23 protein-coding genes and 1 pseudogene are annotated in these 24,161 nt (G+C 34.3%); 20 read left to right on the forward strand and 4 right to left on the reverse strand.

Annotation, left to right across the window (positions count from 1 at the left end):
• The first annotated feature begins 37 nt into the window (after positions 1-37).
• From MKY00_RS12550 to MKY00_RS12580, 7 genes and pseudogenes are all read left to right on the forward strand, one after another.
• A complete protein-coding gene (locus MKY00_RS12550) occupies positions 38-2,164 on the forward strand; it encodes a peptidoglycan D,D-transpeptidase FtsI family protein (protein ID WP_016717524.1) in 2,127 nt (708 codons plus the stop codon).
• A gap of 233 nt (positions 2,165-2,397) precedes the next feature.
• Positions 2,398-3,326 (forward strand): annotated as a pseudogene (gene bla, locus MKY00_RS12555) (class A beta-lactamase Bla1).
• 247 nt (positions 3,327-3,573) lie between these two features.
• The gene (locus tag MKY00_RS12560; RefSeq protein WP_016717525.1) at positions 3,574-4,416 is read left to right on the forward strand and encodes a metallophosphoesterase; all 843 of its coding nucleotides are present in this window, start codon (positions 3,574-3,576) and stop codon (positions 4,414-4,416) included.
• Between the two features lie 217 nt (positions 4,417-4,633).
• Entirely contained in the window at positions 4,634-4,885 is a 252-nt protein-coding gene (locus MKY00_RS12565; protein WP_000548621.1) for a hypothetical protein, read from the forward strand.
• 184 nt (positions 4,886-5,069) lie between these two features.
• The gene (locus tag MKY00_RS12570; RefSeq protein ID WP_001186989.1) at positions 5,070-5,795 is read left to right on the forward strand and encodes an ABC transporter ATP-binding protein; all 726 of its coding nucleotides are present in this window, start codon (positions 5,070-5,072) and stop codon (positions 5,793-5,795) included.
• Positions 5,792-6,811, forward strand: a complete 1,020-nt coding sequence (locus MKY00_RS12575; RefSeq protein ID WP_001266750.1) for an ABC transporter permease — start codon at positions 5,792-5,794, stop codon at positions 6,809-6,811. The genes MKY00_RS12570 and MKY00_RS12575 overlap by 4 nt, the downstream gene beginning before the upstream one ends.
• A 24-nt stretch (positions 6,812-6,835) precedes the next feature.
• Positions 6,836-7,489 carry a TetR/AcrR family transcriptional regulator gene (locus tag MKY00_RS12580; RefSeq protein ID WP_016717527.1) on the forward strand — a complete coding sequence of 218 codons (654 nt, stop codon included), beginning with the start codon at positions 6,836-6,838 and terminating at the stop codon, positions 7,487-7,489.
• Between the two features lie 135 nt (positions 7,490-7,624).
• On the opposite strand, the gene MKY00_RS12585 is transcribed toward MKY00_RS12580, so the two are convergent.
• The gene (locus MKY00_RS12585) at positions 7,625-7,924 is read right to left on the reverse strand and encodes a WGxxGxxG family protein (RefSeq protein ID WP_016717528.1); all 300 of its coding nucleotides are present in this window, start codon (positions 7,922-7,924) and stop codon (positions 7,625-7,627) included.
• Positions 7,925-8,156: 232 nt separating this feature from the next.
• On the opposite strand from MKY00_RS12585, the gene MKY00_RS12590 reads away from it, so the two are divergent.
• The 8 genes from MKY00_RS12590 to MKY00_RS12625 all read left to right on the forward strand — a co-directional run bounded on the left by MKY00_RS12590 (position 8,157) and on the right by MKY00_RS12625 (position 17,342).
• Positions 8,157-9,125, forward strand: a complete 969-nt coding sequence (locus tag MKY00_RS12590; protein ID WP_016717529.1) for a YbgA family protein — start codon at positions 8,157-8,159, stop codon at positions 9,123-9,125.
• A 216-nt stretch (positions 9,126-9,341) separates the two neighbouring features.
• Complete coding sequence (locus MKY00_RS12595) at positions 9,342-10,487, forward strand: acyl-CoA dehydrogenase (protein ID WP_000397274.1); 1,146 nt, start codon at positions 9,342-9,344, stop codon at positions 10,485-10,487.
• Between the two features lie 15 nt (positions 10,488-10,502).
• Complete coding sequence (locus tag MKY00_RS12600) at positions 10,503-11,840, forward strand: acetyl-CoA carboxylase biotin carboxylase subunit (protein ID WP_016717530.1); 1,338 nt, start codon at positions 10,503-10,505, stop codon at positions 11,838-11,840.
• 26 nt (positions 11,841-11,866) lie between these two features.
• A complete protein-coding gene (locus MKY00_RS12605) occupies positions 11,867-12,082 on the forward strand; it encodes an acetyl-CoA carboxylase biotin carboxyl carrier protein subunit (RefSeq protein WP_001985297.1) in 216 nt (71 codons plus the stop codon).
• Positions 12,083-12,103: 21 nt separating this feature from the next.
• Positions 12,104-13,015, forward strand: a complete 912-nt coding sequence (gene mvaB / locus MKY00_RS12610) for a hydroxymethylglutaryl-CoA lyase (protein ID WP_016717531.1) — start codon at positions 12,104-12,106, stop codon at positions 13,013-13,015.
• A 4-nt stretch (positions 13,016-13,019) separates the two neighbouring features.
• Positions 13,020-13,808, forward strand: coding sequence for an enoyl-CoA hydratase (locus tag MKY00_RS12615; RefSeq protein WP_000939803.1), 789 nt, complete (start codon positions 13,020-13,022; stop codon positions 13,806-13,808).
• Positions 13,809-13,810: 2 nt separating this feature from the next.
• The gene (locus tag MKY00_RS12620; protein WP_000886752.1) at positions 13,811-15,352 is read left to right on the forward strand and encodes an acyl-CoA carboxylase subunit beta; all 1,542 of its coding nucleotides are present in this window, start codon (positions 13,811-13,813) and stop codon (positions 15,350-15,352) included.
• 49 nt (positions 15,353-15,401) lie between these two features.
• Positions 15,402-17,342 (forward strand): AMP-binding protein, encoded by a 1,941-nt coding sequence (locus MKY00_RS12625; RefSeq protein WP_000806485.1) that lies wholly within the window; start codon positions 15,402-15,404, stop codon positions 17,340-17,342.
• Positions 17,343-17,402: 60 nt separating this feature from the next.
• Here the strand turns inward: MKY00_RS12625 and MKY00_RS12630 are convergent.
• Positions 17,403-18,736 (reverse strand): IS3 family transposase gene (locus tag MKY00_RS12630; protein WP_085966774.1). Its coding sequence is split into 2 segments (ribosomal slippage): positions 17,403-18,349 and positions 18,349-18,736, totalling 1,335 coding nucleotides; the frame shifts between segments, so codons are not numbered across the junction.
• Between the two features lie 371 nt (positions 18,737-19,107).
• Positions 19,108-19,605, reverse strand: a complete 498-nt coding sequence (locus tag MKY00_RS12635; protein WP_178378400.1) for a hypothetical protein — start codon at positions 19,603-19,605, stop codon at positions 19,108-19,110.
• A 572-nt stretch (positions 19,606-20,177) separates the two neighbouring features.
• On the opposite strand from MKY00_RS12635, the gene MKY00_RS12640 reads away from it, so the two are divergent.
• The 5 genes from MKY00_RS12640 (at position 20,178) to MKY00_RS12660 (ending at position 22,985) form a co-directional block, all read left to right on the forward strand.
• On the forward strand, positions 20,178-20,534 hold the full coding sequence (locus MKY00_RS12640) for a hypothetical protein (RefSeq protein WP_000535574.1): 357 nt from the start codon (positions 20,178-20,180) through the stop codon (positions 20,532-20,534).
• 105 nt (positions 20,535-20,639) lie between these two features.
• Positions 20,640-21,179 carry a GNAT family N-acetyltransferase gene (locus MKY00_RS12645; RefSeq protein WP_033677803.1) on the forward strand — a complete coding sequence of 180 codons (540 nt, stop codon included), beginning with the start codon at positions 20,640-20,642 and terminating at the stop codon, positions 21,177-21,179.
• A gap of 51 nt (positions 21,180-21,230) precedes the next feature.
• Entirely contained in the window at positions 21,231-21,791 is a 561-nt protein-coding gene (locus tag MKY00_RS12650) for an AAA family ATPase (protein WP_016717534.1), read from the forward strand.
• The gene (locus MKY00_RS12655; RefSeq protein WP_016717535.1) at positions 21,784-22,524 is read left to right on the forward strand and encodes an alpha/beta fold hydrolase; all 741 of its coding nucleotides are present in this window, start codon (positions 21,784-21,786) and stop codon (positions 22,522-22,524) included. The genes MKY00_RS12650 and MKY00_RS12655 overlap by 8 nt, the downstream gene beginning before the upstream one ends.
• A gap of 2 nt (positions 22,525-22,526) precedes the next feature.
• Positions 22,527-22,985 carry a DinB family protein gene (locus tag MKY00_RS12660; RefSeq protein WP_000288276.1) on the forward strand — a complete coding sequence of 153 codons (459 nt, stop codon included), beginning with the start codon at positions 22,527-22,529 and terminating at the stop codon, positions 22,983-22,985.
• Between the two features lie 58 nt (positions 22,986-23,043).
• Here MKY00_RS12660 and MKY00_RS12665 read toward each other — a convergent pair whose 3' ends face one another.
• Positions 23,044-24,060 carry a D-alanyl-D-alanine carboxypeptidase family protein gene (locus tag MKY00_RS12665; protein ID WP_016717536.1) on the reverse strand — a complete coding sequence of 339 codons (1,017 nt, stop codon included), beginning with the start codon at positions 24,058-24,060 and terminating at the stop codon, positions 23,044-23,046.
• Positions 24,061-24,161: the final 101 nt, after the last annotated feature.

Consider the following 24,161-nt stretch of genomic DNA (forward strand, 5'->3'; position numbering starts at 1 on the left):
TTTGTAGCAATTTCTGAAAGGATTAAATGGAGGATTTATGAAAGAACAAAAAGGTAAGAAGCAGAAGACATATATATATATTCGATTAAATATAATGTTCCTTTGCATATTTTTATTATTTTCAGCTATTATTATGCAGCTAGGAAAAGTACAAATCGTTGAAGGAGAGGCTTATAGGAACCAAGTGGAAAACAGTCAAAATGCAATAACTAGTATTTCAGTTCCACGTGGACAAATTTTAGATCGAGAAGGGAAAACAGTCGTTAATAATAAACCTCTTCGCACAATTACGTATACAAGGGTAAAGGGGATTACGAGTGAAGCTATTTTAAAAACAGCAAAAGACTTGGCGGAAGTACTTGAAATGCCCGAACAAGATATAAATAAATTAACTGATATCGATAAAAAGGATTTTTGGATGCAGTTGAATACGAAGCGTGCGGAAACAATGATTACGAAAAAAGATATAGAAAAGTTTAAAGAAAAGGGAATAGAGGGAAAAGAGTTAGATAAAAAAATAGAAGATTTAAGACGAAGTCGCGTTACAGAAGTAGAATTGGGTGAGTTAACAGAACAAGATTTAAAGGTGTTAGCTATTAAAAGTAAAATGAGTTCAGGTTATCAACTAACACCACAAATTATTAAAAAAGATGTAACAGATGAAGAGTATGCGCGGATAAGTGAAAATCTTGCGGATTTTCCAGGGGTAGATGCAACGGTTGATTGGGAGCGCAATTATGTAAATGGTGATTTATTTCGTTCCGTGTTAGGTAATATTACGAGTAGTGAAGAAGGTTTGCCAAAAGAAAATTTAGATTCTTATTTAGTACGCGGATATAACCGTAATGATCGTGTAGGGAAAAGTTACATTGAACAACGATATGAAGATGTGTTACATGGCACAAAAGAAGAAGTGAAAAATATTACAGATAAATCAGGAAATATTATAAACACAGAAATAATTTCTAAAGGAAAAAGTGGTAATAGTTTAACATTAACGATTGATATGGAATTACAACAGAAAGTGGAAGAAAGTTTAGAGAAAAATTTGAGAACTTTTAAGAGTTCAGAGCCACTATTGGACCGAGCTTTTGTTGTTATGACGAATCCAAATAACGGACAGATTTTATCTATGGCAGGCAAAAGGATTGTAGAAAAAGAAGGGAAAATGGAAATCGAGGATTTGGCATTAGGTAATATGACAACTTCGTATGAACTAGGATCAGCTGTAAAAGGTGCAACTTTATTAACTGGATATGAGACAGGGGCAATACAACCAGGAGATCAATTTTATGATGCGCCGATGAAATTTAAAGGTACACAAGCTAAGAAATCGTGGAATGTATCCGGATTTGGTAATATTAATGATTTACGAGCTCTACAAGTATCTTCGAATGTATACATGTTCCAAACAGCTTTAAAAATTGCGGGCGTTCATTACGTACCAAATGGTTCATTGGATATAAAACAAGAAGCATTTAATACGATGCGCTATTATTTTAAGCAATTTGGTTTAGGAGTTCCTACGGGTATTGATTTACCGAATGAAATAATTGGACAAACTAGAAAAGTAGATAGCCAGCCTGGGTTTTTACTAGATTTTTCTATCGGGCAGTATGATACGTATACGCCATTGCAATTAGCACAATATATTTCAACAATTGCTAATGGCGGTTATAGAATGCAACCTCAAATTGTACAAGAAATACGAGAGCAATCAATAAAAGAAGAGGTTGGAAAAGTTATTCGCTCAATAGAGCCTGTCGTATTAAATCGAATTGATATGAAGACAGAACATATTAATCGGATAAAAGAAGGCTTTAGATGGGTATTCCAAGAAGGTGATGGAACTGGCGTGAAGTATTTCAAAAATGCTCCATATAAACCAGCAGGAAAGACAGGAACAGCTCAAACTGTATATGGTGGAGATGATCCAATTGGTAGAAATGCAAAAGGAGAACGTATGGAATGCTACAACTTAACGTTAGTTGGATATGCTCCATACGATAATCCAGAAGTAGCGTTCTCAGTAGTAGTTCCGTGGCTTCATAATGATAAAAGTGGAATTAATTCTATAATTGGAAAGGAAGTTTTAGATGCATACTTTGATTTAAAACAGAAACGTATACATGGTGAAGCTGCTAGTACAGATAGTTCTAAGTAAAATTAGTAATATTCGAGTGCTTTTCTCAGGGAAGAGACCTTGTTTATATAAAGGTATTTATAAGTGGAAAATGAGATGTGAAATAAGAGATAGCGGCGATCATAGCTACTATTTCTTATTTTGTTAATAACTCTCATACTAATTATAAATTTTTTAGTTTATGGAACAAATTTGTTTCGGTGATTGTCTATTATGTGTACGTATAAAGAGGTATTAAGAATTTGAAAGGAATGATGATTTTGAAAAACAAGAGGAGGCTAAAAATAGGAATATGCGTTGGTATATTAGGTATAAGTCTTACAAGCTTAGAAGTTTTTAAAGGAGAGACATTGCAAGTTGAAGCGAAAGAAAAGACTGGAAAAGTGAAACATAAAAATCAGGCGACGCATAAAGAGTTCTCTCAACTTGAGAAGAAATTTGATGCACAATTAGGTGTATATGCGATTGATACTGGTACAAATGAAACCATTGCTTATCGACCTAACGAAAGATTTGCCTTTGCATCAACTTACAAAGCTTTAGCGGCAGGAGTATTGCTACAGCAAAACTCAATTGATACATTAAATGAAGTTATCAAATTTACGAAAGAAGACTTAGTGGATTATTCACCTATTACAGAGAAACATATAGATCCTGGAATGACGCTAGGAGAAATTGCAGAGGCTGCAGTTCGTTATAGTGATAATACTGCAGGAAACATTTTATTTCATAAAATAGGCGGACCGAAAGGGTATGAAAAAGCGCTTAGACAGATGGGGGATCGGGTTACTATGTCTGATCGCTTTGAAAAACAGAGTTAAACGAAGCTATTCCAGGAGACATTCGTGATACTAGTACAGCGAAAGCAATTGCTACGAATCTTAAAGATTTTACGGTCGGAAATGCGCTTCCAGATGATAAACGTAAAGTACTTACAGATTGGATGAAAGGGAATGCAACTGGAGACAAGCTTATTCGTGCGGGCGTACCAACTGACTGGGAAGTTGGAGATAAATCAGGAGCGGGAAGTTATGGAACACGAAATGATATTGCTATCGTTTGGCCACCAAATAGAGCACCAATTATTATCGCAATTTTATCTAGTAAAGATGAGAAAGAAGCTACCTATGATAATCAACTAATTAAAGAGGCGGCTGAAGTTGTAATTGATGCTATTAAATAATAATCTCTTAGTTATTTCAATTATTTACCATATGTTATTGGATGTATAAAATTAGAAAACGATTCTTTTTCGTATGAAAAGAATCGTTTTTGTATTTTTATTATTAAGAGGATAAAGGTAAAATAAATATATATGACGTATTCGATATGAAATTTCATGTACTGTACTATATTCAATAAAAACCAAAATGTATCATATAATTCTGTTAACATAAAATAAGTGTTTTATAAAAATAAAAGGAGAGAATATGAAGAGAAATATTAATAGAATCATATTGTTTATTGGCATATTAGTAGCTTTTATTACTTTTTTATATTTACAGAACAATTTAATAGGTATAACTGAGGTTAAAATAACCTCTAGTAAAATACCCTCCTCTTTTAAAGGGTATAAAATTCTACAAATTTCAGACTTACACAATAAACAATTTGGCAATAAGCAAGGTGTGTTAATTCAAAAAATTGAAAGCATAGACCCAGATATTATTGCGATTACGGGTGATTTAATTGACAGTAAATCATACGATGCAGAAGTTAGTATGCAATTAATACGAGAAATTGTAAAGGAGTATCCTGTATATTTTGTGACAGGAAACCATGAGAAATGGTCAGGAAAATATAATAATTTAGAGAAAGAATTAAAGAATCATCATGTTACTGTTTTAAGAAATGAACATGTTACTATTCAAAAAGGAGAGCAAAAAATAAATTTACTTGGTATTGATGATCCGGAGTTTGTAACTGGAAACCGTGATGAAGGAAATATTGTAAAAGATGCAATTTTAAAAGCGAAATTTGAAATGCCTCCAAATACATTTGATGTATTACTATCCCATAGGCCTGAATTTTTGACAGAATACGCTGATGAGCAACTAGATTTAGTATTATCGGGTCATGCTCATGGAGGGCAAGTTAGATTGCCATTTATTGGCGGGTTAGTTGCTCCGAATCAAGGGGTATTCCCTACATATACAGCTGGTTTATATGAAGAACAAAATACGTCTATGGTAGTAAGTAGAGGATTAGGTAATAGTATCATTCCGCAAAGAATTTTTAATAGGCCAGAACTTGTAGTCGTGCAGCTAAATTAAGCTGTACGATTTTTTTTATACAAAAATGAGTAAAGGGGCTTTCTGTATTTTGCAGGAGTAAACATTACAATTTTGTTAAAAATTTTCTACGTTACATAAAGTAACAAAATTTGACCCGAAGAGTTTGTTATAGTGTAAATAATCAAAAAACTTAAAAATTAGTCGAGTGAAAAATGTGATAAGTAACTCATGTGAAAAAACTTAAAGGGGTGTACACATGCATAAAGAATATGAAATTGAAGAATATACGGCGATTGAGGAACAAATACATTATTATTGTAAATGTTTATTAGTAAGTCATCCTGATCAAATAATTAAGTATTTAGAAAAAAGGTTAGAAAAATACGCAGAAACATTACAATATGCCCATTTATATCCTGATACAGTTATATTACCGTTACAGCAGTTAGTTATCGAGTATTCTTTAGATGTTGCTAGAATTAGAAAATATATGAATTTAAAAACGTAAAATAAAATATATAATTTAAATGAAACAGAGTCGGCTTTAGGAAATGAAATTCTAATGTTGACTCTGTTTCATTGTTTAATATTGTGGATTGAAAATATATACTAATCAATGAAGTTTGACATATAATTACGCAAGAGTAAAATAAAAGTGAGTACTCACTCATTTTGAAAAGGGGGAAGAAAACGTGCAGCAACCTGCAATTATTTTACGAACCGTGTCAAAAAGTTTTGGAAAAAAAGAAGTTTTACACAATCTTTCATTACAAGTTGAAAAAGCAGAGATATTTGGTTTAGTTGGGCCTTCTGGTTCAGGGAAAACGACACTTATTAAATTGATTGCTGGTATTAATGAGCCGACTAAAGGTGAGGTGCTTGTTTACAACACGAACATGCCTAATTTAAATGAGATGAAAAGAATTGGTTATATGGCTCAGGCTGATGCATTATACGAAGAATTATCAGCATATGAAAATGCAGATTTTATGGCAACAATGTATGGATTAAAGGGAAAGCATAAAAAAGAAAGAATTGAAGAGGTTTTTGATCTTGTTCAATTATCACAACATATGAAAAAGCAAGTACAGCATTTTTCGGGAGGTATGAAGAAACGTTTATCATTAGCGATAGCACTCATTCATGAGCCTGAAATATTAATTTTAGATGAGCCAACAGTGGGGATAGATCCACTTCTTAGAAAAACGATTTGGGAAAAATTTTATGATTTGAAAAAGAAAGGAACTACCATTATTGTAACAACACACATTATGGATGAAGCTGAGTTTTGTGAGCGTCTAGGGTTGATTAGAGAAGGAAAGCTAGTTGCGACTGGAGAGCCTGAAGAATTGAAAAAGCTGGTATCATCAGGACGGATTGAAGATGTCTTTTTGTTGGAAGAGGTGGCCCTATCATGAGAGTTACTGGTGTAATTATTCGTATTATTCGCCAATTTTTTCGAGATAAGCGTTCGTTAGCCATGATGTTTGGAGCACCTATGTTATTACTTTGGTTATTATCGCTAGTGTTTACACAAAAAGACTATGTACCGCATATCGCAGTTGTTGATATGCCGGTTCAGGTAGTAAAAGTGATGAAAAATCAGGAAGCGTCAATTTATGAATATAGTAAAGAAAAGGCAATGTCTGAGCTAGAAAATCAAAAGGTAGATGCAGTAATTCGTTTAGAAAATGGAAAAATGAATATTGTATTAGAAGGTAGTGATTCGTCAAAAAATCGTGCTGTACTTCAAATATTACAAAAAAGTACAGAGAAGAACGATGTATCGATAATGAAACCTGAAGTGAATTATTTACATGGCTCTAAAGACTTTACAATGTTTGATGGGCTTGGCCCTGTATTGATCGGTTTCTTTACATTTTTCTTTGTATTTATTTTATCAGGGGTGTCTTTCGTAAGAGAACGTTTAAGCGGTACGTTAGAAAGGTTATTATCGACTCCAATTAAAAGATGGGAAATAGTTGTAGGATATATTATTGGTTTTGGAATCTTTGCATTTATACAATCCATTATAATCGTAAGTTTTTCAGTTTATATTTTAGATTTGTATGTAGCTGGCTCTATATGGCTAACCCTACTTATTACATGTATGCTTTCTTTAACGGCACTAACTTTAGGGACGTTTTTATCAGCATACGCAAATAATGAATTTCAAATGATTCAGTTTATACCGCTTGTCATTGTGCCGCAAATATTCTTTTCTGGTTTGTTTCCAATTGAATCGATGAATAAGTGGCTCCAAATGTTAGGGAAATTATTTCCGCTCACATACGGCGCTGACGCAATGAGACAGGTGATGATTCGAAATCAAGGATTTACAGAGATTGCATTAGATTTAACTGTTTTACTATTTTTCTCAGTATTATTTGCAGTAGGGAATGTGTTTGCATTAAAGAAACATCGAAAAATATAATGATGATACAAAGGGGCATTATAGATGAAGAAGGATTGGCTGGAAGAATTAATTGCCGCAACAAATACAGACCAACGAAATGAACGTCAAATGCGTATATTAGAGGCGGCTGTTGATATGTTTGGAGAAAAAGGCTATGCTTCAACTTCAACAAGTGAAATTGCAAAACGGGCTGGTGTAGCGGAAGGAACAATCTTCCGCTACTATAAAACGAAAAAAGATTTATTGTTAGCAGTTGTCATGCCGACATTAACGAAGTTTGCTGCACCATTTTTCGTGCAAGCATTCGCAAAGGAAATATTTGAATCGGAGTATGAATCATATGAAGGGCTTCTAAGAGTTGTTATTCATAATAGATTTGAATTTGCAAAAAAGCATTTTCCAATGATAAAAATATTAATTCAAGAAGTGCCATTTCAGCCGGAACTGAAAAATGAAATACAGCAGTTAGTTGAAACAGAATTACTTTCACATTTTAAAAAGTTGATTGAAAAGTTTCAAGAAAAAGGGGAAATTATTGAAATGCCCCCAGTTACTGTTTTACGACTTACTTTATCAGCTGTATTAGGTTTATTATTAACACGATTTTTATTATTGCCAGAAGAAAAATGGAATGATGAAGCGGAAATTGAAAATACGATTCAATTCATATTGTACGGATTAACGCCACGAATTTAATCGCAGGCAAAAATGTGTGGCAGTGTGAAGTACATATTTTCCATTAAAAAAATAATAAATCGCCTTTAAAAAGGCGATTTATATCCATTATATATTTTTGATAAATAAGTACTGGTTTACTAAAAATGTTCTAAATTAACGTGTTTCTTTGTCTCTTCTTCTAAGGCCTAATAATCCTGCTAGTCCTAATAAACCGAGCCAAGCCCAATTATTATTTCTATCACGATTATCATTTAAATCATTTGTTGTATTTACATTTCGAGTTCTTACATCATTATTAACTCTGTCTAAGTTATTGTCATTAACTCGAGTTGAAATATCAGTTTTATTAACTCTATTCATATTAGTTCCATCGTATTCAGCTTGTACAGATGTACCTAAAAACATAATAGATAGTGCTAAAACACTTAAAATAGATGATAATTTTTTCTTCATAACGCTCCCTCCTTTCTTACATATTAATTTCTCCAGAGCATGTGTGTATTATTCGTTTCACAGTTTCTAAACCATCATTATAAAGGCCACATTTATAGAAAATAGAGTTGAATGATTGCTAATATATTATTGGCTATATATGTATCATAAAATTAAATGAATCAAACTTTGCTTAAAATGTTAATCTTAGTACAATTTATATTATACGGACTAGCATTAAGGAGGTAATGAAATGCGACAATTTGCAAAACCTACAATCGTTGTAAGTAAATGTTTAGAGTTTGATGCTTGTCGTTATAATGGAGAGATGATTCCCGATGTAACAATACGAAATTTGCAGCCATTTGTTACATTTATACCTGTTTGTCCAGAAGTCGAGATTGGATTGGGGACTCCTCGTGAAACGATACGCATTGTAGAAGAAAAAGGGGTGAATAAACTTGTGCAACCGTCTACAAGAGAAGACCTCACTGAAAAAATGGAGCAATTTTCAAATGAATTTTTACAAACGATATCAGATGTGGATGGTTTTATTTTAAAAAATCGTTCGCCAAGTTGTGGTACGCGTGATGTGAAAATTTATTCTGGTTTTGAAAAAGCACCAGCAAAAGGAAAGGGACCTGGTTTATTTGGCGGAGCAGTAATAAAAAATTTTTCGCATCTTCCAATTGAAGAAGAAGGTAGATTGTCGAATTTTATTATTAGAGAACATTTCTTTACAAGGTTATTTACAATCGCATATTACAAGATGATGAAACGGAATAAAAATATGAAAGACCTCGTATCGTTTCAGTCGGATAATAAATATTTATTTATGGCATATAATCAGGTAAAACAAAAGGAATTAGGGCGTATTATTGCAAATCACAAAAATGAAAAGATTGAAGTTGTATTTGAAAATTATGAGAAGACTTTATATGAATTATTTATGCGCACACCCCGCTATACATCGAATGTAAATGTATGTGAGCATATTTTTGGATACTTTAAAACAAAGCTGAAAAAACAAGAAAAAGATCATTTTTTAGATTTGATACAAAAATATAAAGAAAAGAAAATTCCGCTTAGTAGCTTACTTGCAATTTTAAAATCATGGGCTCTTCGATTTGATGAAAAGTATTTATTAAGACAAACATATTTCGAACCATATCCTGAAGCTTTAGTAGAGATTTCAGATTCAGGTAAAGGTAGAGATTATTAAACAAAAAATTACATAATTCGACAATAAAACTCCTATGTTGTTGTAGAACAATGTAGGAATTTTTTTGTGCATTAGTACAGAATCTGTTTTAAAATTAAATTATGACAGAATTATAACAATTATCTAACTAATATTCTTGTCTTTTCATTCGTAATGTTTGTAGTAGAAACTCGCACGCTGTCGAAACTCAATATTCGATAAGGGGTGTGTAGCGGAATGGAATTTACTCTAACTCGCGAAAAACAAATGATTAAAGAAATGGTACGTGACTTTGCTGAAAAGGAAATCGCACCGAAAGCTGTATATTATGACAAAACTGCAGAATTTCCATATGAAACATTTCAAAAAATGGGCGAACTAGGATTATTAGGTATCCCATTCCCAGAAGAGTATGGAGGTTCAGGTGGCGATACTGTATCGTACGCGTTAGCAGTTGAAGAAATTGGTCGTGCTTGTGGTGGAACAGGATTAAGTTACGCTGCAACAATTTCATTAGGTGCTTCTCCAATTTATTATTTCGGTACAGAAGAACAAAAACAGAAATATTTAGTTCCAATGGCATCAGGCAAAACGTTAGGTGCTTTCGGACTAACTGAGCCGAATGCTGGATCTGATGCAGGCGGTACACAAACGAAAGCTATATTAGATGGAGACGAGTATGTTATTAGTGGTGAGAAGTGTTGGATTACAAATGCAGAGTATGCAAACACAATTATTGTAACCGCTGTCAACGGTGTTGAAGAGAATGGTAGAAAACGTATTTCTGCATTTATCGTACCGACTACTAGTGAAGGGTTAACGATTTCAAGCCCTTACGATAAGATGGGCGTACGTGCTTCTAATACATGTGAAATCGTACTTGATGGTGTACGTGTACCGAAAGAAAATATACTTGGTGATGTAAATAAAGGGTTTAAACAATTCTTATATACACTTGATGGAGGACGTATTTCAATCGCAGCATTAGCTGTTGGTATTGCGCAATCTGCATTTGAACGTGCACTGCAATATGCGAAAGAACGTCAACAATTTGGAAAGTCAATTTCTAATTTCCAAGCGATTCAATTTAAATTAGCTGATATGGCGACTGAAGTAGAGCTAGCGCGTAATTTAGTACATAAAGCAGCTTGGTTAAAAGATAACGATAAACCTTTCGGTAAAGAAGCGGCTATGGCAAAACTTTTCGCATCTGAGGCTGCTAGTCGTATTGCCAATCAAGCGGTACAAATTCACGGTGGATACGGCTATATGCGTGAATATGAAGTAGAACGACATATTCGTGATGCAAAACTATTAGAAATTGGTGAAGGAACTTCTGAAATTCAACGTCTTGTAATTGCTAGACATTTAGGATGTAGATAAAAAGGAGGAATCACTATGTTTCAAAAAATATTAATTGCTAATCGCGGGGAAATCGCAGTTCGTATTATGAAAACTTGTCAAAAACTTGGCATTCGCACTGTTGCTATTTATTCTGAGGCAGATGAAAATGCCTTGCATGTAAAAATGGCAAATGAAGCTTACTTAGTAGGTGGGCCGCGTGTCCAAGAAAGCTATTTAAACCTTGAAAAAATTATTGAAATAGCTAAGAAGACAAATGCTGAAGCAATCCATCCGGGGTATGGATTATTATCTGAGAATCCATCTTTTCCGGTTCGTTGTAAAGAAGAAGGAATCGTATTTATCGGTCCATCAGAAGAAATCATTACGAAGATGGGAAGTAAAATCGAATCACGTATTGCGATGCAAGCTGCAGATGTCCCAGTAGTTCCAGGTATTACTACAAATATTGAAACTGCTGAAGAAGCAATTGAAATTGCTAAACAAATTGGTTACCCATTAATGTTGAAGGCATCCGCAGGCGGCGGAGGCATTGGAATGCAGTTGATGGAAACTGAGCAAACGCTCACCAAAGCATTTGAAAGCAACAAAACAAGAGCACAAAACTTCTTCGGTAACGGAGAAATGTATTTAGAGCGCTATATTGCAGATGCACATCATATTGAAATTCAGCTTTTAGCAGATACACATGGTAACACAGTGTATTTATGGGAGCGTGAATGTTCAGTACAGCGCCGAAATCAGAAAGTAATTGAAGAAGCACCTTCACCATTTTTAGATGAAGGTACACGAAAAGCGATGGGTGAAGTTGCTGTACAAGCTGCTAAAGCACTTGGTTATACAAATGCAGGTACAGTTGAGTTTCTTGTAGATGATCAGAAAAACTTCTATTTTTTAGAGATGAATACGAGATTACAAGTAGAGCATCCAGTTACAGAAGAAATTACTGGTTTAGATCTTGTAGAACAACAACTTCTAATTGCATATGGTGAAAAATTATCGTTTACACAAAATGATGTAAAACGTAGTGGTCATGCCATCGAGGCACGTATTTATGCAGAAGATCCGAAAACCTTCTTCCCATCACCTGGGAAAATTACAGATTTAACGCTTCCAACAAATGTACGTATTGATCACTTTTTGGAGAATCAAGTAACGATTACACCTTTCTATGATCCAATGATTGCGAAAGTCATTGCTCATGGTGAAACGCGTGAAGAAGCAATTTCCAAATTACACGATGCATTAGAAGAATTAAAAGTAGAAGGTATTAAAACGAACACGCCAATGCTACTTCAAGTATTAGAGGACGAAGTGTTTAAAGAGGGCATTTATACAACAGGTTTTGTAACGAAACAACTTGTTAAAAAATAAGATTTAACAATACTAAGGGGGAAAAAATGATGACGAAAGTATATGCATCGATGGCAGGAAACGTTTGGAAGATTGTTGTAGGAGTAGGGGATACAGTAGAGGAAGAACAGGATGTCGTCATTTTGGAATCTATGAAAATGGAAATTCCAATCGTTTCAGAAGAAGCTGGCACAGTTATGAAAATTAATGTGCAAGAAGGCGATTTTGTAAATGAAGGAGATGTATTACTAGAAATTGAATAGGGAGATATAGGGGGAAGCGAATTGAAACTACCTAATTTTGCTGTCATTAAAGAAGTCGGGCCACGTGATGGCTTACAAAATGAAAAAAAGATTGTTGGCACAAAAGATAAAGTAAAATGGATTCAACTACTTACAGAGGCTGGATTATCGTACGTTGAAGTTTCCTCATTCGTTCACCCTAAATGGGTCCCTGCATTAGCAGATGCAAATGATGTGTTTTCTGAGCTGAAAAGGGATCCAAATGTTACATATGCAGCGCTTGTTCCAAATCAAAATGGTTTGGAGCGAGCTTTTTTGCAAAATGTAGATGAGGTGAATGTTTTTTTATCAGCAAGTGAATCTCATAATAAAAGCAATATTAATAAATCAATTCAAGAAGCATTAGTTGTAATTGAAGATATAACAAAACAGGCATTATTCGAAGGGAAAAAAGTAAGAGGCTATGTTTCTACTGTATTTGGATGTCCTTATGAAGGCGATATAAGCGTCATAGCAGTTGACGAATTATGTGATCAACTATTTTCATACGGCATTTATGAAGTGTCTCTTGGTGACACAATCGGAGTAGCGAATCCGTTACAAGTAGAGCGAGTATTAGAGCATTTATTAAAGAAATATAATGCTTCACAGTTTGCAATGCACTTCCATAATACGTACGGAATGGCTCTTGCGAATGTAGTAAAGTCTTTAGAATATGGTATTACAACATTTGATAGTTCTTGTGGTGGTCTTGGCGGCTGTCCATATGCACCAGGAGCATCGGGCAATGTTGCAACTGATGACTTAGTTCATATGCTCCATAAGTTAGGGGTCCAAACGAATATTGATGAAGAGAAGTTATTGAGAGCGAGTCAATTTATTCAAAGTAAATTAAATATCCAATTACCGAGTCATGTGTATAGAGCGCTTCAACATAAAACGATAAGTAGGTGAGAAGATGCTACAATTACAAAATATTTCAGTTGATTATGTAACACCGCACGTTGTAAAGATTTCATTAAATCGTGAAAGACAAGCAAACTCATTATCTTTAGCGTTATTAGAAGAGTTACAAAACATATTAACTCAAATAAATGAAGAGGCAAATACTCGTGTAGTTATTCTAACAGGTGCTGGTGAAAAAGCGTTTTGTGCTGGTGCTGATTTAAAAGAACGCGCTGGTATGAATGAAGAACAAGTTCGCCATGCTGTTAGTATGATTCGTACTACTATGGAAATGGTTGAACAATTACCACAGCCAGTTATTGCTGCTATAAATGGCATCGCACTTGGTGGTGGTACGGAATTAAGTTTAGCTTGTGATTTTAGAATTGCGGCTGAATCTGCAAGTCTTGGTCTTACTGAAACTACACTTGCAATTATACCAGGAGCGGGTGGTACGCAGCGATTGCCAAGATTAATTGGTGTTGGTAGAGCGAAAGAATTAATTTATACAGGAAGACGTATTTCAGCAAAAGAAGCGAAAGAATATGGTCTAGTAGAATTTGTTGTACCAGCTCATTTACTTGAAGAAAAAGCAATTGAAATAGCAGAGAAAATTGCTAGTAATGGCCCTATTGCTGTTCGATTAGCGAAAGAAGCAATTTCAAACGGTATTCAAGTTGATTTACATACCGGATTACAAATGGAAAAACAAGCGTATGAAGGTGTAATCCATACGAAAGATAGATTAGAAGGATTACAGGCATTCAAGGAAAAACGCACACCAATGTATAAGGGGGAGTAAATATGTTAGATCAAAAACAACAATCGAATACATTTGAAGAACGAGTTGAAACGATTAAACAAGGCGGCGCACCAAAATATCATGAACAAAACAAAGCGAAAGGTAAACTATTCGTTCGAGATCGCTTAGCTCTTTTATTTGATAATGGTGAATATGTAGAAGATGCATTATTTGCAAATTGTGAACAAACAGGGTTACCCGCTGATGGTGTTATAACAGCAACGGGTAAAATACATGGTCGTACAGCATGCGTAATGGCGAATGATTCAACAGTAAAGGCTGGATCATGGGGTGCACGTACAGTCGAAAAGATTTTACGTATTCAAGAAACGGCAGAAAAATTACGTGTTCCGTTATTTTATTTAGTTGACTCTGCTGGAGCACGTATTACTGATCAAGTTGAAATGTTCCCAGGGCGCCGCGGTGCAGGAAGAATCTTCTATAATCAAGTGAAATTATCAGGTAAAGTTCCTCAAGTATGCTTGTTATTTGGACCTTCTGCAGCTGGTGGTGCTTATATTCCAGCCTTTTGTGACGTTGTAATGATGGTTGAGGGAAATGCATCTATGTATTTAGGATCTCCTCGTATGGCTGAGATGGTTATCGGTGAGAAGGTAACGTTAGAAGAGATGGGCGGAGCTCGTATGCATTGCTCTGTATCAGGATGCGGAGATGTTTTATGTAAGACAGAAGAAGATGCAATTACACAAGCAAGACAATACATTTCATATTTTCCAAACAACTACTTAGAAAAGACTCCATTAGTTACACCTCAAGAACCGAAACAATTCGATAAAACGTTAGAAGAAATCATTCCAGAAAATCAAAATGCTCCTTTCAATATGAAAGATCTTATTAATAGAGTTATTGATGAAGGTTCTTTCTATGAAGTGAAAAAATTATTTGCTCAAGAACTCATTACAGGTTTAGCACGTATTGATGGTAAGCCAGTTGGTATTATTGCAAATCAACCGCGTATGAAAGGCGGCGTATTATTCCACGATTCAGCTGATAAAGCAGCGAAATTTATTAATTTATGCGATGCATATCATATTCCGTTACTATTCCTTGCAGATGTACCTGGATTTATGATTGGTACAAAAGTAGAACGTGCTGGTATTATTCGTCACGGTGCAAAAATGATTTCCGCAATGAGTGAAGCAACTGTACCGAAAATTTCTATCGTTGTTCGTAAAGCATATGGTGCTGGTTTATATGCGATGGCAGGTCCAGCTTTTGAACCAGATTGCTGCCTAGCATTACCAACAGCTTCTATTGCGGTAATGGGTCCAGAAGCCGCGGTCAATGCTGTATATGCAAATAAGATTGCAGCTTTACCTGAAGAAGAGCGTGATAGCTTCATTGCTGAAAAACGCGAAGAGTATAAGAAAGATATTGATATTTACCATTTAGCATCAGAGATGGTCATTGATGGTATTGTTCATCCGAACAATTTAAGAGAAGAGTTAAAAGGACGATTCGAAATGTATATGAGTAAATATCAAGTGTTTACGGATCGTAAACATCCTGTTTATCCAGTTTAAAAGCCCTATTTAGGGCTTTCTTGCTCAAAAAGTCAAGGAGGGGAAAACATTGAAACAAGCAGTTTGGTTTCCAACAGAAGAGTATAAAGAAAAAACGCGTTTATATGGTTGGATGAAATCATTGGGCTATGAAGATTATGAAACGTTTTATAATAAGTCAATCGAAGAAACAGCTTGGTTTTGGGGAGAAGCTGAGAAAGCAGTTGGCTATCAATGGATGAAACCTTATACAGAAGTGCTAGATTTAGAAAATGGTACGCCATTTGCACAGTGGTATAATGGCGGAACATGTAATGTTGTAGAATCGGTTTTATCACGCTGGCTTGCAGATGATGAAACGAGGACACAACCAGCACTTCAGTATGAAGGGGAAAATGGAACTTCAAAATCATTTACATATGAGGAGCTTGATAGCTGGGTAAGTCGCGTTGCAAACGGTTTGAAACATGCGGGTATTGAAAAAGGTGATCGTGTCACAATTTATATGCCGATGATTCCAGAAACCGTTGTTGCGATGCTAGCGGTTATGAAGATCGGAGCAATTATTTCACCAATATTCTCAGGATTTGCATCTGATGCAGTCATGACACGTGTACAAGCGGCAGGGTCTAAAATGATTATTACTGCAGATGGTTTTTCACGCCGAGGTAAAATTGTTTCATTAAAAGATGAAGTAGATAAAGCTTGTGAGCATTGTCCAACTGTTGAAAAAGTTGTTATCGTGCGTCATGCAGGAAATGATTTTACACCGCATAATTATGATTTCTCATGGAGTACGTTAGAAAAAGAAAAACCATTTGTACATGCTGAAGAAATGCATAGTGATGATCCATTAATGCTCATTTATACATCAGGTACTACTGGAAAACCGAAAGGGACAGTACACACTCATGCTGGATTTCCTTTAAAAGCAGCTTTTGATGCGGGATTTGGAATGAATATCAAACAAGGTGACCGCGTATTATGGGTAACTGATATGGGATGGATGATGGGACCATTTTTATTATTTGGCTCTCTCATTAATGGAGCAACGATGGTTATGTATGAAGGTGTTCCGGACTTTCCAGAAGCAGATCGTTTATGGGAGACAGTTGATAAATATGAAATTACACATCTCGGTATATCACCAACATTAATTCGTGCGTTAATGGCAAAAGGTGATAAGTATGTAAATAAACATTCACTCAAGAGTTTAGAAGTATTTGCTTCAACAGGTGAGCCTTGGAATCCAGATCCTTGGATGTGGCTATTTGAAACAGTTGGAAAAAGTAATGTACCAATTTGTAACTATTCAGGCGGGACTGAAATTTCTGGTGGGATTTTCGGGAACGTCCTTATTAAACCAATTGCACCGATTAGCTTTAACGCTTCTTTACCAGGAATGGCAGCGGTTGTGCTCGATGATCAAGGCAATCCGATTCGTGATGAAGTTGGAGAATTATGTTTAGAGAAACCTTGGGTTGGTATGACGAAAAGTTTCTGGGAAGACGATGAGCGTTATGTGAACACATATTGGTCACGTTTTGAAAATAAATGGGTTCATGGTGACTGGGTTGTTTACGATGGTGAGCAATATATTATTACAGGACGCTCGGATGATACGTTAAACATTGCTGGGAAACGTATTGGACCTGCTGAATATGAATCAATTCTTGTAAAGCATAATGATGTCATAGAAGCTGCCGCGATTGGTGTACCAGATGATGTAAAAGGTGAAGTCTGTCATTGTTTTGTAGTATTAAGAGATAATGTAACATTTACTGAAGAATTAAAGAAAGAATTAATGAGTTTAGTAAACTCTCATATTGGAAAAGCATTATGTCCAAAAGATATTCACGTTGTAGAAGATTTACCGAAAACACGTAATTCTAAAGTAATGCGACGCGTCATTAAAGCCGCTTATTTAGGAAAAGAATTAGGCGATTTATCATCACTTGTGAATCCTGAGGTAGTTCCGTTTATTCAGGGGTTGCAGTCTAGTAAATTATAAAGTTAAAAAGGAGCTCTATATAATAATCTGTACCCTTTGTAAAGGACATTTTAAAAAAAGTTAGGCGGCATCAAGAAGATGGTTTCTGTATTCGACAGGAGTCATCTTCTTTAAATTCCACTGATATCTGTGCTGATTATAGTATTTCATATAGTCTTTAATTTCTTGTTTTAACTGTGTGAAAGATGTACAAGTTTTGATGTGTGCTTCATCTTTAAAGTGCCCGAAAAAAGATTCTTGTGGGGCATTATCCCAACAGTTTCCTCGCCTTGACATAGATTGTCCCAGCTTTAATTTTTTGACTAATTTTTGATAGGTAGGACTTGTGTAATGAGCACCTTGATCAGAATGAATATAGGCATCTTGCGTTAATCGTACCTTCTTATTCTTCTTTAGTTTGTGCAGCGTCGTCGTTGCGATATCTAAGGTAAGTCGTTCTGAAACATGATACGCCAAAACTTCATTCGTAGACCCGTCTAGAATAGTAGATAAATATCCTTTTTGATTCTTACCATAAAACAGGTATGTGATATCTGTAAGAAGTACCTTTCCCGGTACACCTTGCCTAAATTCGCGTTTTAATCGATTGGGTACCACGAAGTGTTCTTTCGTCGCTTTCAACATTTTTTTATAGGGATTTTCTCTACGAATAGGACAGATTATCCCATATTTTTTCATGATTCTACGGATGCGTTTCAAATTGTAGACAACTTGAAATTGACCCGCCAATGTCATTTTGATCTGACGAGCCCCCTTTTTTCGGTTTTTAAATCGAAATGCCTTTAATATAATCTCTTTCACTATTTCATCTTGATGTATTCTTTTCTCTCGCCGACTTTGAGAAATGGCTAAAAAATAATTATAGTATCCAGAACGTGAAACGCCTGCGACCTGACACAAATATCTCACCATATTTTTCAGGCGGTATTTTTCAATGATAGAACGAATTAATAGGTACTTTTGACTAGCGTGTAACGTTATTTCTTTCCCATCCTCCCTTCCATAAATTTGATCTTTTTTAACAGTTCATTTTCAGCTTTTAATAAGTTTCGTTCCGCTTCCAAACGTGCATATTTCTCCTCTAATGTAAGTTCTCTTTCTGACTTTCTTCCTGAGTTTTCCTTACGTGTGTCTCTTAAGCCCCATACACCGTTTTGCTTATAGGACGTACGCCATCTATTTCCTGATGACACAATACGTTGTAGACCGATGATATCTATATCAAAACCACATTCTTCAAAAATAATACGAGGTGGTTTACCCTGTTCATTTTCCTTAATAAAAATACGCTTGAATTCATCGGTATAGGTAATTCCTTTTTGGCTTACCGATTTTACGTATCGATTTTTTGATAATATTTGAATTTCCTTTTCTGTAAGCAATTTTTTCGTCATTTTGAAATTTCTCCGATTCTCATTTTTCTCTCATTATACAAGAAATACCCTATAGAATAGACTTTTTTTAAGTGTCTATTCTATAGGGTACAGTTTAATAAATAGTGCTCCTTTTTTATTTTTATAAAAAGAGAAGAAGTGCGGTTGATGAAGAAGAAAAATTCTACTATTAGTGTTAAGTATGTTTTATAGTTTTAATCAAAATACGATATTATGGGATGTCTATTCGATGGAGAAATACTAATTTACAACAACAAGGTGATGACAAAGCGTGACTGCTTATATGTCTGTTTAAGCCTTTACGTGTTAATATATAAAAAGCTGACTATCTCAGTCAGCTTTTTATATATTACATTCTAGTATTTATCTCGCTATTTGCCGGGCAGTAATGCCCCCACTTCAAAATTCAGCGAAAGCAAGGAAGTAGGTGTGGGATCAACTTTCCGGAAAAGCCCGATTGGTTCCAAAAGACATATTCTTGCCTTTAAGTTGACATCGAAAATATTACCAATTCTTCCTTTTACAATGGCAACAAATAAAGAAACATTTACAACGACACTTATTTCGTTTAGAACTCCAATCATCATCACGATGACACTTTTCTTTAGATTTCCACCAATCATCATTACAATGTTTTTCCTGAGAACTCCAATCATCATCACAATGACACTTTTCTTTAGATTTCCACCAATCATCATTACAACGCTTTTTCTGAGAACTCCAATCATCATTACAACGCTTTTTCTGAGAACTCCAATCATCATCACAATGATGTTTTTCTTTAGATTTCCACCAATCATTACAACAATGCTTTTTTTGAGAACTCCAGCAATCATTTTTCCAGGACATTCATTTCTACCTCCTTTCAATAGTGTTCATATTATTCTATGTTTTAATAAAAAAATGGCTTGTTTATTAACCTACTATTTTACCTTTATATGATAGAGTGCTTTCTACTTGATATAGAGTTCATACAAACTATGCTAATTTTCAAGAGATAGTAGAGAGAACTTTTATTTATGATATTGTTCAATAAACACTTGTTGAAGAAAACGTTATGTTTATAAATAATATCTTATTTTGGAGTACGCTTTTCTGAATGTATATTTCATAATAGCGAAGGAAAAACCTACTATATTAGCGCAAACAAAGTCTATGTATATGTGAAGCAATGGGGAAATCTGGTGCACCTTTAAGGGGCGACTTATTTAAAAGAAAAAAGATTTTTTTAGAAAGTGGTGCTTAAACATTAAATGAAGTAGGAATAAATTCACGGCTTCTAATGAAACAAGCTTTTAATTAGGAGAGGTATGTTTTTATAGTTAATAATGCAAGAAGAGTTTAGTACAATCGTTTGTTTTTTTCTTTCTATGTGTTTGCCTCGTACCCTTTTAAGCTAGTGGACATACTTTACTAATAGAAAGGATTAGGGGGTGAGGTATTGGGTTCTCGATTTAATAATTGTAAAAAGAAGTGTACATGTAAACAGGATGATTGTTGGGAAGTATTCGAAGAGTGTAAAAAAGAACAGCATGAGAAATGTGATAATTCTTGTGTACAAGGAATTAGAGATGAACTTAAGAAATTAATTAATCGAACAGTTCAAATTAATACAGAGGGACGTACTTATGTAGGTACTGTTTCGTCTGTAAGTTGTGATGTAGTTAAGCTTGCAGCTATTCCTGGATCGGTTGGAGTAATTATTTCCATTTGCAAAATTGAAGCAATTTTCCCACCTGTTACAACGGTTACTGCTGAGTTTGATTTTAATGGTGTCGATGTAGCAAATAAAGCATAATTATGCTGTTTATTTGTAAAGCCATTCATATGAATGGCTTTATTTTCATTTCGTATAAAAGGAGAATATATTCTATATATAGAAATAAGTTTGAGGATATATAGAATGGTGTATGAAAGGAGAATGGAGTTGATTAAATTAGAACCCTTAAAAAGATCCGATTTCAAACAATTAATAAATTGGATTAATTCCGAAGAATTTTTAATACAATGGTCAGGAAATGCATTTACATATCCTTTAAATGATCAGCAATTAGAACAATATATAGAAAGTACAAATACACTTGCATTCAAAGTAATAGATGAAGATAGCAAAGAAGTAATTGGTCATATTTCACTTGGACAAATTGATAATATAAATAGATCTGCAAGAATTGGAAAAGTACTAGTTGGTGATACGAAAATGCGAGGACGTTCTATAGGGAAACATATGATGAAAGCAGTACTTCATGTTGCTTTTGAAGAATTAAAACTACATAGAGTAACACTTGGTGTTTATGATTTTAATACATCAGCCATTTCATGTTATGAAAAAATAGGATTTATAAAAGAAGGTTTATTAAGAGAGTCAAAAAAAGTAGGGGAAATGTATTGGAATTTATGGGAAATGAGTATGTTAGAATATGAATGGAGAGCTAAAAAATAATCATTTCCTATAATTATATTATGTTAATTAAAAGAGGGTTGGGGGAAAATTATGAATAAAAAGACGAAAATCATTACAATTGCAGCTGTTTCAGGGGGAGGTAAAACTACTGTTACAGAAAGATTAACTCATAAGTTAATAAATTCAAAAGCTCTATATTTTGATAGCTACCACTTTGATAACTGTCCTGCAGATATTTGTAAATGGATTGATGATGGAGCAAATTATGATGAATGGGTACTCACACCATTAATTAAGGATATTCAGCATCTTATACGAGATAGTAATGTAGATTATATTATTGTAGATTATCCTTTTGCATACTTAAATAGTGAAATGCGGCAATTTATTGATGTAACTATATTTATAGATACGCCTTTAGATATTGCGATGGCTAGAAGAATTTTGCGAGATTTTAAGGAAGATACAAGGAGTGAAATACATAATGATTTAAAGCATTATATAACATATGCTAGAAAAGCTTATTTGGAGGCGCTTCATACTGTAAAGCCAAATTCAGATATTGTTTTGGATGGATCTTTATCTGTAGATGAAATAATTAATCAAATTGAAGAGGAACTTAATCGAAGAGAAGTGATCGTCGATGGTTAAAAGTATAGAAAAATATGTACAAGTTGATGATTTTAGAATGTATTCAAGAGTATTTCAAGGAAAGAAGTTGCAGCCAGTTATTATAATGGATGCAGGTTATGGCGATTATTCAAAGGCATGGGAGCATATTGCTGAAGAACTGACTGAATTTGGGACTGTACTTACATATGATCGAGCGGGATTGGGGAAAAGTGGGGTTAGTTCCAAACGACGTATTAGTTCTGAAATGATAAAAGAATTAAGAAGTTGCTTAGAGAAATTGCAACTGAAACCGCCTTATATTTTCATAGGACATTCTTTTGGCGGTATAAATGCACGTTTATTTACGACTTTTTATCCCGAGAATATGATGGGAGTAGTTTTAGTTGATTCAACACCAGAAAATTATAAAGAAGCTTTTTTGCCGATCATGTCTCCTGAATTTCAAGAAGCTTACTATAAACAATTTGTACATGAAAGTTCTTATGAAGAGTTTATGTTTAGTCTAGGTGAAGCAGATAAACATTGTCAGTCAATGAGAAATATTCCACTTATCGTGTTAGCTGCTGGTAAAAAAGCCTTTTATTTGCAAGAAGCACAAATGAAATGGTTACAATTGCAAGAAGAATTATTACGATTATCAAGCAATAATAAGTTTGTAATTGCAGAACAAAGCGGTCACTATATTCAAAAAGATGAGCCATATTATATTATAGATGCTGTAAAGTGGATAATCGAGGTAGGGGAGAGATAAATGTGTACACTTTATTTCGATACAATTGGCAAGTAAGAGATGATTGGTTTAAGTGGTGTGAGCAACTTTCAGAGGAAGAATTACTCCGCAAACGTGTTGGTGGTGTTGGAAGTATTTTAGAAACATTATTTCATATTGTTGATGTTGAGTATAGCTGGATTAATGCGCTTCAAGAAAAAGAAGATCGGGCACCGCAGTTTAAAGAGTATCAATCTATCCAAAAAGTGAAAGCGTTATCTGATTTATATAAAAGAGAAATAGAAGATTTTTTACAAGTATGGTCAGCTAACTTAGAAGGTAAAATATTAAAAGCTTCATGGACAGATAAAACATATACATATGGTGAGGTCTTAAGGCACGTAATTGTACATGAAATTCACCATATCGGTCAGTTATCTATATGGGCGAGGGAGTTAAATCTTCAGCCTGTTTCAGCGAATTTAATTGGGAGAGGACTATAGATTTAGAAAACGGCTTGCATTGTAAATGTAAGCCGTTTTTTATATATAAGAAGATTTCCTAGTTGAAATCCTCGGATTTTTTTTGACGTATATGTAAGAACATTAAAATTGTTATAATGAAGAAAATCAACAATGTTTGTATAATCAAATTTTTAAACTGAAGCAAAACTGCCCAAGATGTAACAGCATCTTTAAACGCTTGGAGTGCAGAGTATGAAGAAGGATCAAAGCCGTACTGAAGTAACTTTTTTGTTTCAATAAAAGTACTGTTTTCATTTTCGGCGTCTAATATTACTGAAATAAGTCTAGTATCTCCTCGTTTTGCTGTACTGACAAAACTATAATTACCATTAGTTGAAAAACTAGTTTGTAAGCCATCAACACCTTGGTGTTTAATGTTTTTATTAAGGGAATAAATCATTTTATTGGTGTTGAAAACTTTCGTATCTTTGAAGGTGAACTGGTAAGAGGTTAGTTTTGTAACGTTCAGTACATCTGGAAAGTCTGTTACTAATTGTGTTGCTAGTTTAGCAACTTCAATTGCTGTTGTAGTTGAAAGTTTATTTGTATCGTTATTCATTCCAGTAGCGTTTAGAAACGGAGATGATTGTGATAACTTTAGGTGTTTTGCTTTTTCATTCATTAACTGTGTGAATTTATCTTCGTTTCCAGCGATGTGTTCTGCAAGAGCAAGTGCGGAACGATTATTTCCTGTCAATAACAGTGTATGAAGTAAATCACGAACCGTCGTTTTATCTTTCGAAGTTACTTGTATAGGACTCGTTTCTGCTCGGAAAACTTCGTTACTTATTTTTACTACTTCATCTAACTGTATAGTTCCTTCATTTAGTTGTTCCAGTGTGATATATTCAGTCATTAATTTAGATAAAGTAGCTGATTGTATAGGAGTTTCTTCATTTTTTTTATAAACAACTTCACCAGAATGAGCATCTATTAAAATAGCTGATTTAGCTTGAATAATTGGGCCATTTACATAAAGGTAAAAATATAAAACGATAAGTGCGGTAATAAAAAAAGATAATAATAAAATAGCGAATTTTTTTAAGAATTGCATAAGCGATCCTCCTATTATGACATCGATAATAATATTGTAAAAAGGAATGCTTAATTAGGAAGAAAGAAAAGGTAAAGAATTTCTAAAGAATTATAAAGGAT

This window comes from Bacillus sp. FSL R9-9834 (assembly GCF_038006905.1).
GTDB classification, from domain to species: domain Bacteria; phylum Bacillota; class Bacilli; order Bacillales; family Bacillaceae_G; genus Bacillus_A; species Bacillus_A pacificus.

What these genes read in the sequence shown, in the direction of transcription:
- MKY00_RS12655 (WP_016717535.1), top strand. Translation starts at nt 21,784, where the DNA reads ATGGTTAAAAGTATAGAAAAATATGTACAAGTTGATGATTTTAGAATG.
- MKY00_RS12560 (WP_016717525.1), top strand. Translation starts at nt 3,574, where the DNA reads ATGAAGAGAAATATTAATAGAATCATATTGTTTATTGGCATATTAGTA.
- MKY00_RS12585 (WP_016717528.1), bottom strand. Translation starts at nt 7,924, where the DNA reads ATGAAGAAAAAATTATCATCTATTTTAAGTGTTTTAGCACTATCTATT.
- MKY00_RS12650 (WP_016717534.1), top strand. Translation starts at nt 21,231, where the DNA reads ATGAATAAAAAGACGAAAATCATTACAATTGCAGCTGTTTCAGGGGGA.
- MKY00_RS12665 (WP_016717536.1), bottom strand. Translation starts at nt 24,060, where the DNA reads ATGCAATTCTTAAAAAAATTCGCTATTTTATTATTATCTTTTTTTATT.
- MKY00_RS12615 (WP_000939803.1), top strand. Translation starts at nt 13,020, where the DNA reads ATGCTACAATTACAAAATATTTCAGTTGATTATGTAACACCGCACGTT.
- MKY00_RS12590 (WP_016717529.1), top strand. Translation starts at nt 8,157, where the DNA reads ATGCGACAATTTGCAAAACCTACAATCGTTGTAAGTAAATGTTTAGAG.
- MKY00_RS12605 (WP_001985297.1), top strand. Translation starts at nt 11,867, where the DNA reads ATGATGACGAAAGTATATGCATCGATGGCAGGAAACGTTTGGAAGATT.
- MKY00_RS12550 (WP_016717524.1), top strand. Translation starts at nt 38, where the DNA reads ATGAAAGAACAAAAAGGTAAGAAGCAGAAGACATATATATATATTCGA.
- MKY00_RS12575 (WP_001266750.1), top strand. Translation starts at nt 5,792, where the DNA reads ATGAGAGTTACTGGTGTAATTATTCGTATTATTCGCCAATTTTTTCGA.
- MKY00_RS12620 (WP_000886752.1), top strand. Translation starts at nt 13,811, where the DNA reads ATGTTAGATCAAAAACAACAATCGAATACATTTGAAGAACGAGTTGAA.
- MKY00_RS12580 (WP_016717527.1), top strand. Translation starts at nt 6,836, where the DNA reads ATGAAGAAGGATTGGCTGGAAGAATTAATTGCCGCAACAAATACAGAC.
- MKY00_RS12645 (WP_033677803.1), top strand. Translation starts at nt 20,640, where the DNA reads ATGGTGTATGAAAGGAGAATGGAGTTGATTAAATTAGAACCCTTAAAA.
- MKY00_RS12565 (WP_000548621.1), top strand. Translation starts at nt 4,634, where the DNA reads ATGCATAAAGAATATGAAATTGAAGAATATACGGCGATTGAGGAACAA.
- MKY00_RS12600 (WP_016717530.1), top strand. Translation starts at nt 10,503, where the DNA reads ATGTTTCAAAAAATATTAATTGCTAATCGCGGGGAAATCGCAGTTCGT.
- MKY00_RS12595 (WP_000397274.1), top strand. Translation starts at nt 9,342, where the DNA reads ATGGAATTTACTCTAACTCGCGAAAAACAAATGATTAAAGAAATGGTA.